The following is a 15,790-nucleotide window of genomic DNA, read 5'->3' as shown; positions in this document are numbered from 1 at the left end:
TATAACCTGAACAATTGAAGATCATGATTTAGTGACAATAGCGAAGAGGTCACACCTGTTCCCATACCGAACACAGCAGTTAAGCTCTTCAGCGCCGATGGTAGTTGGGTTTTCCCTGCGAGAGTAGGACGTCGCTAAGCCAGATCTAGCTTTGTGAAGTAATAAATAGTTTATACTATTGTTCCACAGTAGCTCAGTGGTAGAGCAATCGGCTGTTAACCGATCGGTCGTAGGTTCGAATCCTACCTGTGGAGCCATTTTTGCTTCCATAGCTCAGTGGTAGAGCACTTCCATGGTAAGGAAGGGGTCGCCGGTTCAAGTCCGGCTGGAAGCTCTCCTATAAACGCTTGTCCTCCAGGGGATTGAGCGTTTTTTTGTTTTCTGTATTCTATAAGGATAGCTATATTTATTAAAAAATAGTAAAAATACCCCATTACCATTTATATCCTCATATCCCCCTCTGCTATTTACTCATTGTTATTTTTTAATTTCAATTTTCCATCATAAAGATTGTGTAATCTTTGCATTAATTTCCGCGATAAGATCACCGCTCGAGTATCTTCTGATTTTGTAGTTTTCAATCCCAATCCTTTTGCCTGTGTCGAAACAATAATAGGATAGCGTTATTTTTCAAATGTCTTATTTTTATTCTTTGCAGGATGTGGATATTTCTAGCCCCCATCTCCTCTCTATATGGCTCCATCATGAATGATTTCTATTTCCATTTCCTTCGATCATTTCTAATACAAAAAATTTTTCGTTTGTTTTAATTCTGTATTCTTCAAATGAATCATACTAATGTAGTAAACAATCTAAAATCCTGCATTATGTTAAAAAATTATTCATAGGCCACAACAGCAACATAACTTATTTCTTCTAAAACATCTTGCCATGATTATAATAACGTTTATATGAATTAAATATAACAGAATTTAACATGTAGAAATAAGTTAGGGGTTTGGTAGTTTTGTGATTTATAACTTTAAGATGGTTATGGAAGGGGGAAAAAAGCTTTACATGGTAGGTTATCTATTTCTTACTTTCTCTTTGATGATGTCAATCCTGACCTCATTTGTTTTTACATGCAGTATCACAATCTTGAATAATGAAATGGAGTAGGGACAATGATCCAATCAATGAATACAAAAGTTGAGCTAGTAATCGATGCAACCTCACATCTTGGGCTGCCAGAGTACGGCAAAATCATAACTGGAGATAAGGGTTTTGAATTTTATAACGACCGTAATATCCAAAAGTATATTCAAATTCCTTGGGAAGAGGTTGATTATGTTGTTGCTTCCATTCTCTTCAAAGGGAAATGGATTCCACGTTATGCAATTCAAACAAAGAAAAATGGTAAGTTTATATTCTCCTCTAAAGATCCAAAAAGGGTACTACGTGCAGTTCGTGGGTACATTGATTCTGATCGCATCGTCCAATCGTTAAGTTTTTTTGATGTAATCAAAGGCGGTTTAAAAAACATTGTAAAAAGGTAAAAGTTCGATTTAGATCTCAAAAAGTGAAGTCCTATTAATGTTAATTATTTGATCATTTTTATAAGTAAATACGAGCTTTTATCGTTTTACCATTCTTCAGAAGCAACCGAAAGCTGATAGATTACACGCCTGTAAAAGATAGCTTATCTGCTTGCAAATATTTGCGTAATGAATTGGAAATGGAATAGTTTCTGTACATGGTTGCTTTCTTAATAATATGTAAAATGATTGTTTTCAACAGGGTTACAAATCTAATCCGAGGGAGGTAAAAGTATGGTCGGAATTATTCTGGCAAGCCATGGTGATTTTGCCAAAGGTATTTTGCAGTCTGGAGAGATGATTTCCGGAGAACAAGGAAATATTCAGGCTGTTACTCTTACACCGAGTGAGGGACCAAATGATTTAAAAGTAAAAATGGAACAAGCGATTGCCTCTTTTGATAATCCAGATGAAGTATTATTCTTGGTTGACCTTTGGGGGGGTACGCCTTTTAATGAAGCGAATGGTCTGTACGAAGAACATCAAGATAAATGGGCGATTGTTGCTGGCTTAAATTTACCCATGTTAATTGAAGCACTGGTGTCTCGCAAGTCGATGAAAACAGCGCATGAAATTGCGGCACAGATTATAAATACTGCGAAAGAGGGGATTAATCTGTTGCCAGAATCCCTGCTGCCAAAAGCACCTGAACTTAAGGTACAAGCAGAAACACTGAAAGTAAATACGATTTCTGCAGGTTCACCGGGGAAATTTCAATATGTGCTGGCACGCATTGATTCACGATTATTGCACGGACAAGTGGCAACAAGTTGGACAAAATCTACGAATCCAACACGAATCATTGTCGTATCCGATGTAGTTGCAAAGGATGAACTCCGTAAAAAATTAATCCAACAAGCTGCACCCCCAGGGGTAAAAGCACATACTGTTCCGGTTCATAAGATGATTGAGCTTGCAAAAGACAATCAACACTTTGGTGGGCAACGGGCATTACTGCTTTTCGAAAACCCGCAAGATGTACTTCGTGCGGTAGAGGGTGGTATTCCATTAGATACGATTAATGTTGGTTCAATGGCGCATACAACTGGTAAAGTGCAACCAAATAAAACATTGGCCTTCAGTCAAGATGATATCGATACATTCAATAAATTGAAGCAATATGGCTTGAAATTTGATGTTCGTAAAGTGCCGAGCGATGCAAAGGATAATATGGACAATATTTTGAAGCGAGCTCAAGCGGAAATAAACAAACATGGAAATCATGTGAAGTAAAGGAGGATGAATGATGGACTTGAATGTTATTCAAATCATTTTGGTCTTAATTGTAGCATTTTTAGCCGGGGTAGAAGGCATTTTGGATGAATTCCATTTCCATCAACCCATTATTGCCTGTACCCTCATTGGCTTGGTTACAGGAAACTTAGTTCCATCGCTTATTTTAGGAGGTACCCTTCAATTAATTGCTCTTGGTTGGGCAAATATTGGGGCCGCAGTCGCACCAGATGCAGCACTCGCATCCGTCGCCTCTGCAATTATACTAGCTTTAAGTGGGCAAGGAGAGGCAGGTGTCTCTTCATCCATAGCAATTGCTGTTCCACTTGCAGTTGCAGGTTTATTGTTGACAATTATTGTCCGTACGCTTGCCACTGGTATTGTTCACTTTATGGATGCCGCGGCTAAAAAGGGGGACATCCGGAAAATTGAAATATGGCAAATGGTTGCAATCAGCATGCAAGGATTACGGATCGCTATTCCAGCGGGACTTATTCTAGCGGTTGGTGCAGATCCAGTTCGAAATCTGCTTGAATCGATGCCTGATTGGCTGACAGATGGATTAGCGATTGGCGGGGGAATGGTTGTAGCTGTTGGTTATGCCATGGTAATCAATATGATGGCTACTAAAGAAGTATGGCCATTCTTTGCAATTGGGTTTGTCTTAGCAACTATTTCGGAAATCACCCTGATTGGTCTCGGTGCAATCGGACTTTCTCTGGCACTTATTTACCTTTCGCTTTCGAAAATGGGTGGCTCTGGTACAGGTGGAGGTAGTAATACCGGTGACCCTATAGGGGATATAATCGATAATTACTAAGAAGGAGGTATAGATTGAAATGGCACAAGAAATAAAATTAACAAAAAGAGATCGTATTGCTATTTGGTGGCGTTCAACTTTCCTTCAAGGATCCTGGAACTATGAACGTATGCAAAATGGTGGCTGGGCCTACTCTATGATTCCTGCCATTAAAAGATTATATAAAACAAAAGAAGATCGGGCGGCTGCCCTGGAGCGTCACCTAGAGTTCTTTAATACACATCCTTATGTCGCTTCACCAATTCTTGGGGTAACACTAGCACTTGAAGAAGAACGGGCAAATGGCGCTCCGGTAGATGATGTAGCCATCCAAGGGGTAAAGGTTGGGATGATGGGCCCCTTAGCAGGTATTGGAGACCCTGTTTTCTGGTTTACGGTTAAACCGATCCTTGGTGCATTAGCCGCATCATTAGCAATGGCTGGAAGTATCTTGGGCCCTATGATTTACTTTTTTTTCTGGAATCTTATTCGGATGTCATTCATGTGGTACACACAGGAATTTGGTTATAAAGCAGGTTCAAAAATTACAGACGATTTATCCGGCGGTTTTCTCCAAGACATAACGAAGGGTGCATCGATTCTTGGTATGTTCATCCTTGGAGCGTTGGTTAACAGGTGGGTATCGATCACATTCACGCCTATTGTATCCTCGGTTAAACTGAGTGAGGGTGCATATATTGATTGGGGAAACCTACCCGCGGGAACAGCAGGAATTAAAACAGCTTTTGAACAATTCGATGCAGGGCTTTCATTAAGTGAAGTTGAAATAACCACCCTGCAAGATAACTTAGATATGTTAATCCCCGGCTTGGCACCGTTGTTATTAACACTTTTATCTATGTGGCTGCTTAAGAAGAAAGTATCCCCAATTATTATCATTTTTGGGTTGTTTGTAGTAGGGGTTACCTTCCATCTTCTGAATATCATGTAATATAAAGAACATAAAAATAGGTATAGTCGAAGAATTAAACGACTATACCTTTTGTTATGCATTCTAACTTCCTTGATTTCCACTTCAGGTGGACGCTTTCTGCAGGCATGGCCTAAACTCCCGTATTATTTCAGTCTTAACCATACTGATTTCAGTTTAAATTTCCGTTAATTGTATAAAAGCCGATTTCCTCCTTTAATTGAATCTGTTTGCTGGTTTTCATAACCTGCTGGCACTTTGTGAAGACGTTCGTCAAATACTTTACCGAACAGATTATTTTCAGATAGTTTTTCAATAATCATATCAAGTATTTTATTTAGAAAATTATCGCCGTATCGTTCAAATCGCACTTGGGATGAATCATCTAGATCTATTTGTGAAATTTTGATCATATTGTGTGAAACTCTATTGACTTCATTAAAAATAGGGGGTAGGATATTGATAATGATTATCAACATCAATTAAATACATTTATGATTATATAAAAGGAATGGACGATTTATGGAAAATTTAATGAATGCAAAAGTAAATCACATTTATCAAGTTCACTCTTTAACAATAGAGGGGGAAACTAAAAATCATTTGCAAGCGATTGGTATAGTTCCAGGCAGTAAGATCTCATTATTGGAGCTTCAAGGTCAATCCGGGATTGTGTTAATGCAGAAGAGCCGAATCGCGTTAGATAGCACTATTTTAGAGAAGATCTATATAGAAGAAATCAAAGAAAAGCAGGAATGGTTACCTTTAGACCAATTGAAGGTTGGAGAATATGGAAAGGTTGTTAGTATCCATGGTAAGGGTGCAATAAGAAGACGTTTAATGGATATGGGGATGACAAAGAACGTTAAAGTATATATACAAAAGCTTGCACCTTTAGGGGATCCAATTGAGGTTACCCTACGTGGATATGATTTGTCTTTGAGAAAAGATGAGGCATCACTTGTCTTGGTACAAAAGGAGTTGGGATAATATGGAGAGACAGTTTGCATTAGTGGGGAATCCGAATAGTGGCAAAACAAGTGTATTTAATCTTTTGACAGGTGCAAATCAGTCAGTTGGGAATTGGCCCGGTGTGACAATCGAACGGAAATGTGGAAGGCTAAAAGAGGATAATAAGATTAATATTCACGATTTACCGGGGATCTACTCCATGTCACCTTATACTCCCGAGGAAGTCATTACTCAAGAATATTTAATAAAAAATAAACCAGAAGCAATTATCAATATTGTAGATGGGAGTCATTTAGAAAGAAATTTATATTTAACGATTCAATTGTTAGAAACAGGTTTACCGGTTGTTATAGGGATGAATATGATGGATGTTGTGAAAAAGAGCGGTAGAAAGATCAACCTAGACAAATTAAATTATGGTTTAGGTACACCAGTAGTAGGAATTAGTGCATTGAAAAATACAGGATTAACTCAGTTAATTTCAACAACAGCTAAAGAAGCAGCTAATTTTAGCCATGAATATCCTGAATATAGTCCACAATTAGAGGCAGCATTAAGTGAAATCATTGGTGTTTTAGGAAATACGGTACCTAAAGAACAAGCGCGTTGGTATGCGATTAAACTTTTTGAAAAAGACGCTTTAAATACGAAGCATTTAAAGCTAAGCCCATTTCAGGAAAAAGAGATTACAGAAATTATTAAAATCACGGAAAAAGTTTTTGATGAAGAAAGTGATGCTATATTAGTTAATGAACGATATGAATTAATTAGCCGTTTAATTTCTTTATGTATGATACAAGACAGTGATTTTAAATTAAGTATGAGTGATAAAGTTGATCGAATTGTGACAAATCGTTATTTGGCTCTGCCAATTTTCGCCTTAGTTATGTGGGGAATCTATTATCTATCTATACAAACAGTTGGAACGATGGCAACAGATTGGGTTAATGATCGCTTGTTTGGTGAAATCGTTCCCGTCTTTGTTGAGAACCTACTAGTGAGTTGGGGAGTCGCTGGTTGGATGCAAGCCTTAATTTTAGATGGGATCATTGCAGGTGTAGGCGCTGTATTAGGCTTTTTACCGCAAATAACTGTCCTATTTCTTTGTTTGGCTATTTTAGAGGATTGTGGTTACATGTCTCGAATTGCCTTTGTCATGGATCGTCTATTCCGAAAGTTTGGTCTTTCTGGCAAATCATTTATTCCGATGTTGATAGCGACTGGGTGTGGTGTACCAGGTGTTATGGCTAGTCGTACAATTGAGAATGAGAATGATCGTCGGTTAACAGTGATGGTGACAACGTTTATGCCCTGTTCAGCAAAATTACCGATTATCGCTCTAATCGCGGGGGCTTTTTTCCCGAACAGCAGCTGGGTAGCACCATCAGCATATTTTATTGGAATGACGGCAATTGTATTGTCGGGGATTGCTCTTAAGAAAACGCAGGCATTAGGTGGCAAACCAGCGCCATTCATTATGGAGTTACCAAGCTATCATTTACCACAAATAAAAAATATTTTTATGCAAACTTGGAATCGTGTGATTGCTTTTATTAAAAAGGCAGGAACTATTATTTTAGTTTCAAGTATTCTTATTTGGTTTATGTCAAGTTACAACTTTAGCTTACAAGAGGTTCCAGAGGACTCAAGTATTTTAGCTGCTTTAGGGCGATTAATTGCGCCTCTATTTTCAGCCTTGGGTTGGGGGCACTGGAAGGGTGCTGTTGCTTCGATAACAGGTTTAGTCGCTAAGGAAAACGTTATAAGTACATTCGGTATTCTATACGGAAATCTAGAATCCCTTTCTGAAAATGGTCAGGAAGTATGGAACATCGTACAGCATGATTTTAGTCCTGTGGCTGCCTATTCTTTCTTAGCCTTTAATTTGCTCTGTGCCCCCTGTTTTGCAGCAATTGGGGCTATACATCGAGAAATGGGTCAAGTGAAGTGGACTTTAATTACCATCGGTTATCAATGTGGCTTGGCCTATGCGGTCTCTTTCTTAATCTATCAATTTGGTTCGGTCATTTTTGAACAAGCACCATTGACTTTCGGGACACTTACAGCGGTCGTGGTTTTGTTCTTGCTGATTTACTTTGTTGTGAGAAAACCAAGCCAAAAGGATTCATCGTTTAATATGGACACATTAACACTTATTGAAGAAGGTAAATAAGATGGCAACAATTATTTTAGGTATTTTCATTTTTGGTTTTAGTGGCTGGGTAATTTATCGTCAATTTAAAGGAAACGGATCTTGTGATGCGTGTAATCTCGATTGTAATATTAAACAGAAACAAGATAAATCATAAATCATTAAAAACTGTGATCTGATTGCATAAGATTGCAGTTTTTTTGATTTGGCTATTCTTTTGAGTATGTCCTATAATTATGATATGAGTTGATAGAGATTCGTTTATATCAAAAATGGGATATCGGGGAAATCAAACAAAAATAAACACCTAAGTAGGAGGATAACATATGTGTTCAACTATTTTATCTCTTGATCACATTGGCCTAAAGTCTTCAGGAGATTGTATTTTAAAAGGAATATCTTTTAATATTGAGAAAGGTGAAAAGATTGTCATATCTGGTCCTTCCGGGAGCGGTAAAAGCACCCTGCTAAAAATAATTGGTAGTATTTTATCACCAACCGAGGGAAGGATCTTATATAAAAATCAATCGATTGAGGCAATCGAGCCAACGAAGTATCGTAAAGAGGTTTCTTACTTTTTCCAAAATGCCAGCTTGTTTGATCAAACCGTTCGAGATAATCTCTCTTTTCCTTATCTCATTCGTGGTGAAACTTTTTCAGAAGAGAAAGCGAGAGGATACTTAGAACAGGTTAAATTACAATCGACCGATCTTGATAAACCGATTAAAGAATTATCTGGTGGAGAAATACAGCGAGTGGCCTTAATCAGGAACTTATTATTTGAGCCTGAACTGCTATTATTAGATGAAATAACAAGTGCATTGGATCAAAAGAATAGTGAAATTATTTTAGCAATGATTGAAAGGTTGAATAGGGAGAAAGGAAAAACGATTTTGATGGTTACACATGATCAAAAACAAATAGCCAAAGCGGACCGTTTAATTTGTTTAATGGATGGTCGATTGGAGGAAGCGATATGAATGGGAATTTAGAAATAAATAATCTCTCTTTATTGTTTACAACAGGATTATTGTTGATTGCCATTTTTATAGATTATAAGCAAAAGCTTAATTTAGGTAATGAAATTTTTATTGCGGGTGTAAGGGCGGTTATTCAATTATTTGTGATTGGTTATGTACTAGATGTTATCTTTTCTGTTAATCATTTATTACTCACCTTTGCGATCGTCCTTTTCATTGTCTTTAATGCTGGATTTAATGCGCATAAACGAAGCGAGGGAATTCCACACTCTTTGTTGATTTCCCTTATCTCCATTGGAACAGGGACAAGTGTAACCTTAGTGATTCTTATTATCACTGGAGCGATTGACTGGGTTCCTTCTCAAGTTGTTCCAATTACCGGAATGATTGCGAGTAGTGCAATGATTGCTTTAGGTTTAACCTATCGTTCGTTAAGCAGCCAATTTACTGATAAACGTCAACAAGTCTTAGAAAAATTAGCATTAGGGGCAAATGTAAAACAAGCTTCAATGTCAATTATTCGAGAAAGTATAAAAACTGGTATGACTCCCTCAATTGATAGCACAAAAACTGTAGGATTAGTTAGTTTACCTGGAATGATGTCGGGTTTGATTTTTGCGGGAATTGAGCCGACAGAAGCAATTCGATACCAAATTGTAGTGATGTTTATGATCATTGGGGTAAATAGTATTTCAAGTATCATTGCTGGTTACCTTGCTTATAAGCAATTCTTTAATGAACGGAAACAATTGATAAGTTAACTAAAAAAATGAGTAATTGTGCTTTCAAATTTCAGGTATTGTTGTGGTAACACTGTGAATCATCTAATCAAAAAATATTGCGGTAAACTTTTTAATTGGTATTAATACGTCATCTTGCTTTTAATGTATTTTATCGGGCGCTTATTTATCAATTGATGAGCTGATGATAAGGCCTTTTTGGATCTTCTAATTTTTTAATCTTTGTATTTAGTAAATATTGTGGATATATTGGAAAGCCAGCTAACCTAAAATATAATTTTAAATTACGGGAAAAATCTTTATTTGATAGTTGACAAAAAAACAAATTACGCTATAATAGTTTTTGTGTCGAATTTGAAAGCCACTAATAAGTCACCTTAAAGCATTCGTTTTTTAAAAGTGGCCCGTTGGTCAAGCGGTTAAGACACCGCCCTTTCACGGCGGTAACACGGGTTCGAATCCCGTACGGGTCATCAAAATACTATTTGAGATGATTAAGAATAGCTAAAAAATAATATCTTGTTCTTTGGAGGATTAGCTCAGCTGGGAGAGCACCTGCCTTACAAGCAGGGGGTCGCAGGTTCGAGCCCTGCATCCTCCACCATTTATAATCATTTGTGTTTAGGATTAGAATGTGTGATTTAATCGAAGGTTTAAAGCGGGTTAATTTTTATTGAATAATCTTGAAACAAGATGAAGATACTAGATAAAGGTTCATTATTCTTATTGAGCCGGCCTAGCTCAATTGGTAGAGCAACTGACTTGTAATCAGTAGGTTGGGGGTTCAAGTCCTCTGGCCGGCATAGTGATCATTTGGAGGGATAGCGAAGTTGGCCAAACGCGGCGGACTGTAAATCCGCTCCCATCGGGTTCGTAGGTTCGAGTCCTACTCCCTCCACCATTAATTTTTATATTGGCATTGTCTAGGTAGTTGTGCAAAGTGCGCTATTATTTTTAATGGGCTATAGCCAAGCGGTAAGGCAACGGTTTTTGGTTCCGTCATTCGTTGGTTCGAATCCAGCTAGCCCAGCCAACTTTTTCTTTAATATGAATGTGATAAATAACCTTTAAAACATCATGTTTTAAAGGTTTTTCTATTAAAAGAATCAGAAGTTGACGTTTTTTACTTTAATGATGAGTAGCCATTCTGCTGTGTACTGTAAAGAGTTACTTGGATTCAAGTGTTTATGATCCAATGACTAGATAGTATAAAGTATATAGTGAAAACACCAAACAGCCTGCTATGAGACAAAGATCGTCATTCGAAAATTATGAGCCATTAGCTCAGTCGATAGAGCATCTGACTTTTAATCAGAGGGTCGAAGGTTCGAATCCTTCATGGCTCACTTTATACATATTTAAAACTTAATTTAATTTTCTTATCGGGATTGAATGATATCGTTAATATTCAGTCCCTATTTTAATTCTAAATTTACCATTTTTACCCTCATAATTTATATTTTTAAGGTTCATTTGGTTATGCTATAATAAAAAGAACAATTATCAATTGAAAAGAGTGGTGACTTTATGAACAAAGGGGTGTATAAACATGCTTGATGGGGGACTAAATATATTTAATATGCTCAGAATAGTAGTTGACATTACCCTTGTCTGGTATGTTTTTTATAAGTTAATTATGTTATTACGTGGCACAAAAGCCATTCAATTGTTAAAAGGAATATTTGTTGTTTTATTTATCTATTTAATTAGCTATTTAATTAACCTCCAAACAGTGCAGGTTTTGATTGAACAAGTCATCGCTTGGGGACCGGTTGCCGTGATTATTTTATTTCAACCAGAAATAAGAAGAGCTTTGGAACAGATAGGCCGTGGAAGTTTCTTTAGTAGAAACCGGCAATCTGAGGAGGAGATCCTTAATCAAACAATTGATGCAATTGTTAAATCATGCATTTATATGGGTAAACGAAGAATTGGAGCATTGATCACGATTGAACGCGAAACAAATATGGGGGATTACATTGAAACGGGTATTCCGATCCAAGGTCAACTCACCCATCAATTGTTAACTAATATTTTTGTTCCAAACACACCATTACACGATGGGGCAGTGATAATAAACCATAATGAAATTGTCGCTGCGGCTTGTTATTTACCACTCTCAGAAAGCCCATTTATCTCTAAAGAACTAGGAACTCGCCATCGTGCTGCTATGGGGATTAGTGAAGTAAGTGATGCATTAACAATTATTGTTTCAGAAGAAACGGGAAGTATCTCTTTCACCCGGAATGGTGAATTATACCGTGATGTAGATCAGGACAAATTAATTAATGTGTTAAAACAAGATTTAGGATCAGATTTAGCAAAAACCTCTATACCGAAAAATTGGAACTGGAGGGGAAGAAAGAAATGAATGAATGGTTAAATAAAACCTGGGTTATTCGCATTATCTCATTGTTGCTTGCCATTTTTGCTTATATTGTGATTTCAATTGATAGTCAGGATACGCGGGCGGCGGATATCGGTAGTTTTGATTCGCTCCTCAATAGTTCACAAGAAGTGCAAATATTAGACGATATTCCTGTGAGTATTCAAATAGATGATGAAAAGTATGTTGTAAGTGGAGTACCGCAAACGGTTACAGTTACTTTGGAAGGGACAGTTAGCGTGGTACAAACGACAGCGACACAACGGAATTTTGATGTGTATGTTAATCTTGAAGATTTAGAACCGGGGACACATATGGTTCCACTCGAATATGAAGGAATTTCAAATCGATTATCAGTCGAAATTAATCCTGAACAAATCGAGGTTTCAATTGAAGAAAGGGCAACCAACGACTATCAAGTTGATGTTGACTTTACTAATCTTGATGGACTTCAACCTGGTTATGAAGTGTCTTCAGCTAAGGTTGTTCCAGAAACTGTGCAAATTACGAGTTCCAAAGATGTGATTGACCGAATCGCGATGGTTACAGCTTATGTTGATCTTGATGGGCTAGGTGAAGATATAACTTTCACAGAAGTACCGGTTCGTGTCTATGATCATGAAGGTAATCAGCTCAATGCTCGAATTGAGCCAGAAACCGTTTCGGTAGAGGTCACGGTTGCTAATCCAAACAAAACAGTACCTATTTCTATAGAAACGACAGAGGAGTTGTCAGAGGACTTGCGAATGATCTCAATGGATCTAGATGAAGATGAAGTTCAAGTATTCGCTTCGGAGGATGATCTGGCTGGCATTGAATCAATTAGTACTGTTCCAATTGATTTATCAGAAATTACGGAAACAACTACCATTGAGGCTGAATTGGAAATGCCTGAGACTGCAAGACTTTTATCGAATGAGACCGTAACAGTTACTATAGAAGTCGAAGAATGGATTGAAGAGACGATTGAGGATGTTGAAATTGATATAAAAAATCTAAATAGTGGTTTAAAGACATCATTTTTAGATCCTGATACTGGTTTGCTTGATATTAATGTATCGGGCTATGAAACGGATTTAGCTAATGTTAGTTCGGATGATTTTAAATTAACTGTTGATTTAGATGGAAAAGAAGACGGTGAATATCAGTTACCGATAAAGGCTAAAGGACCTAAAGGATTAGACTTTTCGTTAGCAATAGATGAAGTGACGATTGAAGTTGAGTAAAGAATAATAAGTATTTTGGATGTAAAGGAGAGGTACATGATGGATAAGTATTTCGGAACAGATGGTGTGCGTGGTATAGCTAATGAGCAGTTGACGCCGGAGTTAGCTTTTAAACTGGGCCGAGTTAGTGGATATGTACTGACAAAGGAAGTAGAGAAACCTAAAGTATTAATTGGAAAGGACACGCGTATTTCAGGTGATATGTTAGAAGGAGCTTTAACTTCTGGTTTATTATCAGTTGGAGTAGAAGTAATGCGGCTTGGAGTCATCACAACACCTGGGGTAGCCTACTTAACAAAGGTCATGGGAGCCGAAGCTGGAATCATGATTTCTGCCTCACATAATCCAGTGGAGGATAATGGAATTAAATTTTTTGGACCAGATGGCTTTAAATTATCGGATGAACAAGAACAGGAAATAGAGGAATTAATCGATCAAAAGGAAGATACATTTCCGCGTCCAATTGGTTCAGAAATTGGTGTCATTAATGATTACTTTGAAGGTGGACAGAAATACCTTCAATATTTAAAACAATCGATTGATAATGAATTCGATGGGCTTCATATTGCACTTGATTGCGCAAATGGATCGACCTCTTCTTTAGCACCACATTTATTTGCTGACTTGGAGGCGGATTTATCTACGATTGGTGTATCACCAGATGGGTTAAATATTAATGCTGGTGTTGGTTCAACGAATCCGGAATCACTACAAGCTTTAGTGCTCGAGAAGGAAGCGGATATTGGCTTGGCTTTTGATGGCGATGGTGATCGATTGATCGTAGTTGATGAAAAAGGAAGCATTGTTGATGGTGATCAAATTATGTATATTTGTGCAGACCATCTAAACAAACGTGGCCTTCTCCGTCATTCAACGGTTGTCACAACAGTGATGAGTAATTTAGGCTTTTATAAAGCAATTGAAAAAATCGGCATAAAGAGTGATAAAACAGCTGTTGGTGACCGCTATGTTGTTGAGGAAATGCGTAAAGGTGGGTATAACCTAGGTGGTGAACAGTCTGGTCATATCATTTTTCTAGACTATATCACTACTGGAGACGGCATGCTAACAGCGATACAGCTGATTAATATCATGAAGGAAACAGGAAAGAGACTATCCGAATTAACGCAGGAAATGGAGAAGTTTCCACAAGTTTTAAAGAATATAAAAGTGATTGATAAACATCAAGTATTAGTGGAACCGCGTATTCAGGAAATAATTAATAAAGTTGAGGCGGAGATGGGAAATGATGGTCGCGTACTTGTTAGACCATCAGGAACAGAATCACTTGTCCGTGTGATGGTTGAAGCCCCAACGATTGAACGTTGCCATGAAGCAGCAGATCAAATTGTTAACACAATTGAAGAGTTACTAGGGTTAGAATGAGTTAAATAATTACTACAATAGCACATACCGACTACATACATAGCCGATATGTGCTATTTTTCTTATAGAATAGGTCTTTTGCTACGATCTAACAGTTTTATTTATGAATTTTACCGAATTTAGTTTGCTTTTCCCCTAATCAATCGGAATTAATTAGCGTTAATGATGACCTTCAGCTTCAATGGCTTCAGCTTTGGTTCTATGAATTGTACCGAATGGATGTTCAGGTGGTGCATAGATGGTGTAAAGTTTAAGTGGCTGGTTCCCAATATTGATGACATTATGCCATGTTCCTGCGGGTACTATAATAGCTGACTCGTCATCAACTCGTCTTTGTAGGGATAAGTTTTCCTTTGCATCCCCCATTTGAACAAGCCCTTCTCCATCCTCGATCCTTAAAAATTGGTCTACATTAGGATGAACTTCCAGCCCAATGTCATCTCCTACATCAATGCTCATTAAAGTGACCTGTAGATTTTCGCCGGTCCATAAAACGGTTCGAAATGTATTATTTCTCTCTGTTGCATGTTCAATATTGACAACGAGGGGATTATCTCCATAATCTTTCAAAGTCATATAGTCCTCATGATCGTGTGAGTAATAAAATGGATTAAAGTGTTCTATTTCATCAGTGTTGCCCCAAAATATTGGTTGTCGATTATCTTGATAGGGTACTCCGTTATAGTAATATGGATATTGTGGGTATCCCCAAGGATAATTGTACACTTCTTTCATCTCCTTATTAAATGTTCGTATTACAATATGCAATTAGCCTAAGTAAGGTACCACAATTTATTGGGTAATTTCTATGTTTGTTAAAAAGGATGTTGGGAATTAGCTGAATGCTTGTAAGGTCATAAGTTTTTTATGGGGGATGACGATCGTAAAACTCCTATTTCAATAATATCAGTGAAACAAGCAGATTATAATTGGGGCAATAGTTAGTGCAAGATCAATCTATTCATCTATCAATCAGTGGTGGTTGCTAAAGAATGAATTGAAGCGGGAAGGATTGATGGTTTGAGTGAATTGGGTATATTCTTTCGTATTTATGTACCGACAATGAAAAATACTTATTCAGCTGCGGCGATTATTGCTTTTATGAATAGCTGGAATAATTATATTTGGCCACTGATTATCCTACAATCACCTAAAAATCATACGATCCCGTTATTAATTTCAAAGCTTGGTTCTAGTTATTCACCTGATTATGGGGTGATGATGACGGCAATTGTTATCGCAACATTACCAACAGCACTTGTTTTCTTCTTGATGCAAAAACATTTTGTATCTGGAATGTTGGGGTCGGTCAAAGGTTAATAATTGCTCTGTAACGTCTTGGGACGGGTAACCACAGAGGACCCGTCCCATCATTAACTTCATTTTTATATTCATTATCATTAAATGCAGAAACGTATGGATTACAGAATTACTTTATAATAAATAAAGC

The 15,790-nt window shown here is 37.3% G+C and carries 14 protein-coding genes, 8 tRNA genes, 1 rRNA gene and 1 pseudogene; 22 read left to right on the top strand and 2 right to left on the bottom strand.

Annotation, left to right across the window (positions count from 1 at the left end; translation table 11 throughout):
• Window positions 1–27: 27 nt before the first annotated feature.
• The 7 genes from rrf (at window position 28) to KQI76_RS08805 (ending at window position 4,519) form a co-directional block, all read left to right on the top strand.
• Window positions 28–140 (top strand): 5S ribosomal RNA (rrf, locus tag KQI76_RS08835).
• A gap of 42 nt (window positions 141–182) precedes the next feature.
• A tRNA-Asn gene (locus tag KQI76_RS08830) sits at window positions 183–257 on the top strand.
• Window positions 258–262: 5 nt separating this feature from the next.
• Window positions 263–334, top strand: a tRNA-Thr gene (locus KQI76_RS08825).
• Between the two features lie 790 nt (window positions 335–1,124).
• On the top strand, window positions 1,125–1,496 hold the full coding sequence (locus KQI76_RS08820) for a DUF956 family protein (RefSeq protein WP_216399953.1): 372 nt from the start codon (window positions 1,125–1,127) through the stop codon (window positions 1,494–1,496).
• Between the two features lie 273 nt (window positions 1,497–1,769).
• Window positions 1,770–2,768 (top strand): mannose/fructose/sorbose PTS transporter subunit IIA, encoded by a 999-nt coding sequence (locus KQI76_RS08815; RefSeq protein WP_216399952.1) that lies wholly within the window; start codon window positions 1,770–1,772, stop codon window positions 2,766–2,768.
• Window positions 2,769–2,781: 13 nt separating this feature from the next.
• A complete protein-coding gene (locus tag KQI76_RS08810) occupies window positions 2,782–3,588 on the top strand; it encodes a PTS mannose/fructose/sorbose transporter subunit IIC (protein WP_216399951.1) in 807 nt (268 codons plus the stop codon).
• Between the two features lie 19 nt (window positions 3,589–3,607).
• On the top strand, window positions 3,608–4,519 hold the full coding sequence (locus KQI76_RS08805) for a PTS system mannose/fructose/sorbose family transporter subunit IID (RefSeq protein ID WP_216399950.1): 912 nt from the start codon (window positions 3,608–3,610) through the stop codon (window positions 4,517–4,519).
• 167 nt (window positions 4,520–4,686) lie between these two features.
• On the opposite strand, the gene KQI76_RS08800 is transcribed toward KQI76_RS08805, so the two are convergent.
• Entirely contained in the window at window positions 4,687–4,911 is a 225-nt protein-coding gene (locus KQI76_RS08800; protein ID WP_216399949.1) for a hypothetical protein, read from the bottom strand.
• 109 nt (window positions 4,912–5,020) lie between these two features.
• On the opposite strand from KQI76_RS08800, the gene KQI76_RS08795 reads away from it, so the two are divergent.
• The 14 genes from KQI76_RS08795 (at window position 5,021) to glmM (ending at window position 14,340) form a co-directional block, all read left to right on the top strand.
• Window positions 5,021–5,488: a FeoA family protein gene (locus tag KQI76_RS08795; RefSeq protein WP_216399948.1), complete on the top strand. Its 468-nt coding sequence runs from the start codon at window positions 5,021–5,023 to the stop codon at window positions 5,486–5,488.
• Between the two features lies 1 nt (window position 5,489).
• Window positions 5,490–7,643: a ferrous iron transport protein B gene (feoB, locus tag KQI76_RS08790; RefSeq protein WP_216399947.1), complete on the top strand. Its 2,154-nt coding sequence runs from the start codon at window positions 5,490–5,492 to the stop codon at window positions 7,641–7,643.
• 1 nt (window position 7,644) lies between these two features.
• A complete protein-coding gene (locus KQI76_RS08785) occupies window positions 7,645–7,779 on the top strand; it encodes a FeoB-associated Cys-rich membrane protein (RefSeq protein WP_216399946.1) in 135 nt (44 codons plus the stop codon).
• 169 nt (window positions 7,780–7,948) lie between these two features.
• Window positions 7,949–8,602, top strand: a complete 654-nt coding sequence (locus tag KQI76_RS08780; protein ID WP_216399945.1) for an ABC transporter ATP-binding protein — start codon at window positions 7,949–7,951, stop codon at window positions 8,600–8,602.
• Window positions 8,599–9,363, top strand: coding sequence for an ABC transporter permease (locus KQI76_RS08775; RefSeq protein WP_216399944.1), 765 nt, complete (start codon window positions 8,599–8,601; stop codon window positions 9,361–9,363). Before KQI76_RS08780 ends, KQI76_RS08775 begins: the two co-directional genes overlap by 4 nt.
• 380 nt (window positions 9,364–9,743) lie before the next feature.
• Window positions 9,744–9,815 (top strand) — tRNA-Glu (locus tag KQI76_RS08770).
• 55 nt (window positions 9,816–9,870) lie between these two features.
• Window positions 9,871–9,946, top strand: a tRNA-Val gene (locus KQI76_RS08765).
• A 126-nt stretch (window positions 9,947–10,072) separates the two neighbouring features.
• Window positions 10,073–10,145: transfer RNA gene (locus KQI76_RS08760), tRNA-Thr, on the top strand.
• 12 nt (window positions 10,146–10,157) lie between these two features.
• Window positions 10,158–10,243 (top strand) — tRNA-Tyr (locus KQI76_RS08755).
• Between the two features lie 57 nt (window positions 10,244–10,300).
• Window positions 10,301–10,375, top strand: a tRNA-Gln gene (locus KQI76_RS08750).
• Window positions 10,376–10,615: 240 nt separating this feature from the next.
• Window positions 10,616–10,688: transfer RNA gene (locus KQI76_RS08745), tRNA-Lys, on the top strand.
• A 203-nt stretch (window positions 10,689–10,891) separates the two neighbouring features.
• Entirely contained in the window at window positions 10,892–11,713 is an 822-nt protein-coding gene (gene cdaA, locus KQI76_RS08740) for a diadenylate cyclase CdaA (RefSeq protein ID WP_216399943.1), read from the top strand.
• Window positions 11,710–12,954, top strand: a complete 1,245-nt coding sequence (locus KQI76_RS08735; protein ID WP_216399942.1) for a CdaR family protein — start codon at window positions 11,710–11,712, stop codon at window positions 12,952–12,954. The genes cdaA and KQI76_RS08735 overlap by 4 nt, the downstream gene beginning before the upstream one ends.
• A gap of 39 nt (window positions 12,955–12,993) precedes the next feature.
• Window positions 12,994–14,340, top strand: a complete 1,347-nt coding sequence (gene glmM, locus KQI76_RS08730; protein ID WP_216399941.1) for a phosphoglucosamine mutase — start codon at window positions 12,994–12,996, stop codon at window positions 14,338–14,340.
• A 159-nt stretch (window positions 14,341–14,499) separates the two neighbouring features.
• Here glmM and KQI76_RS08725 read toward each other — a convergent pair whose 3' ends face one another.
• A complete protein-coding gene (locus KQI76_RS08725; RefSeq protein WP_216399940.1) occupies window positions 14,500–15,066 on the bottom strand; it encodes a cupin domain-containing protein in 567 nt (188 codons plus the stop codon).
• Window positions 15,067–15,336: 270 nt separating this feature from the next.
• On the opposite strand from KQI76_RS08725, the pseudogene KQI76_RS08720 reads away from it, so the two are divergent.
• Window positions 15,337–15,660: pseudogene (locus KQI76_RS08720) on the top strand (carbohydrate ABC transporter permease); the annotation flags it as partial.
• Window positions 15,661–15,790 lie beyond the last annotated feature (130 nt).

This window comes from Amphibacillus sp. MSJ-3 (assembly GCF_018919165.1).
Lineage (GTDB): Bacteria > Bacillota > Bacilli > Bacillales > Amphibacillaceae > Amphibacillus.
The sequence above is the reverse complement of the archived record's forward strand: the minus strand, read 5'-3'. Positions and strand labels throughout refer to the sequence as shown.

Excerpts from the sequence above, each read along its gene's own strand:
- KQI76_RS08820 (WP_216399953.1), top strand. The coding sequence starts at position 1,125 with ATGATCCAATCAATGAATACAAAAGTTGAGCTAGTAATCGATGCAACC.
- KQI76_RS08815 (WP_216399952.1), top strand. The coding sequence starts at position 1,770 with ATGGTCGGAATTATTCTGGCAAGCCATGGTGATTTTGCCAAAGGTATT.
- KQI76_RS08810 (WP_216399951.1), top strand. The coding sequence starts at position 2,782 with ATGGACTTGAATGTTATTCAAATCATTTTGGTCTTAATTGTAGCATTT.
- KQI76_RS08805 (WP_216399950.1), top strand. The coding sequence starts at position 3,608 with ATGGCACAAGAAATAAAATTAACAAAAAGAGATCGTATTGCTATTTGG.
- KQI76_RS08800 (WP_216399949.1), bottom strand. The coding sequence starts at position 4,911 with ATGATCAAAATTTCACAAATAGATCTAGATGATTCATCCCAAGTGCGA.
- KQI76_RS08795 (WP_216399948.1), top strand. The coding sequence starts at position 5,021 with ATGGAAAATTTAATGAATGCAAAAGTAAATCACATTTATCAAGTTCAC.
- feoB (WP_216399947.1), top strand. The coding sequence starts at position 5,490 with ATGGAGAGACAGTTTGCATTAGTGGGGAATCCGAATAGTGGCAAAACA.
- KQI76_RS08785 (WP_216399946.1), top strand. The coding sequence starts at position 7,645 with ATGGCAACAATTATTTTAGGTATTTTCATTTTTGGTTTTAGTGGCTGG.
- KQI76_RS08780 (WP_216399945.1), top strand. The coding sequence starts at position 7,949 with ATGTGTTCAACTATTTTATCTCTTGATCACATTGGCCTAAAGTCTTCA.
- KQI76_RS08775 (WP_216399944.1), top strand. The coding sequence starts at position 8,599 with ATGAATGGGAATTTAGAAATAAATAATCTCTCTTTATTGTTTACAACA.
- cdaA (WP_216399943.1), top strand. The coding sequence starts at position 10,892 with ATGCTTGATGGGGGACTAAATATATTTAATATGCTCAGAATAGTAGTT.
- KQI76_RS08735 (WP_216399942.1), top strand. The coding sequence starts at position 11,710 with ATGAATGAATGGTTAAATAAAACCTGGGTTATTCGCATTATCTCATTG.
- glmM (WP_216399941.1), top strand. The coding sequence starts at position 12,994 with ATGGATAAGTATTTCGGAACAGATGGTGTGCGTGGTATAGCTAATGAG.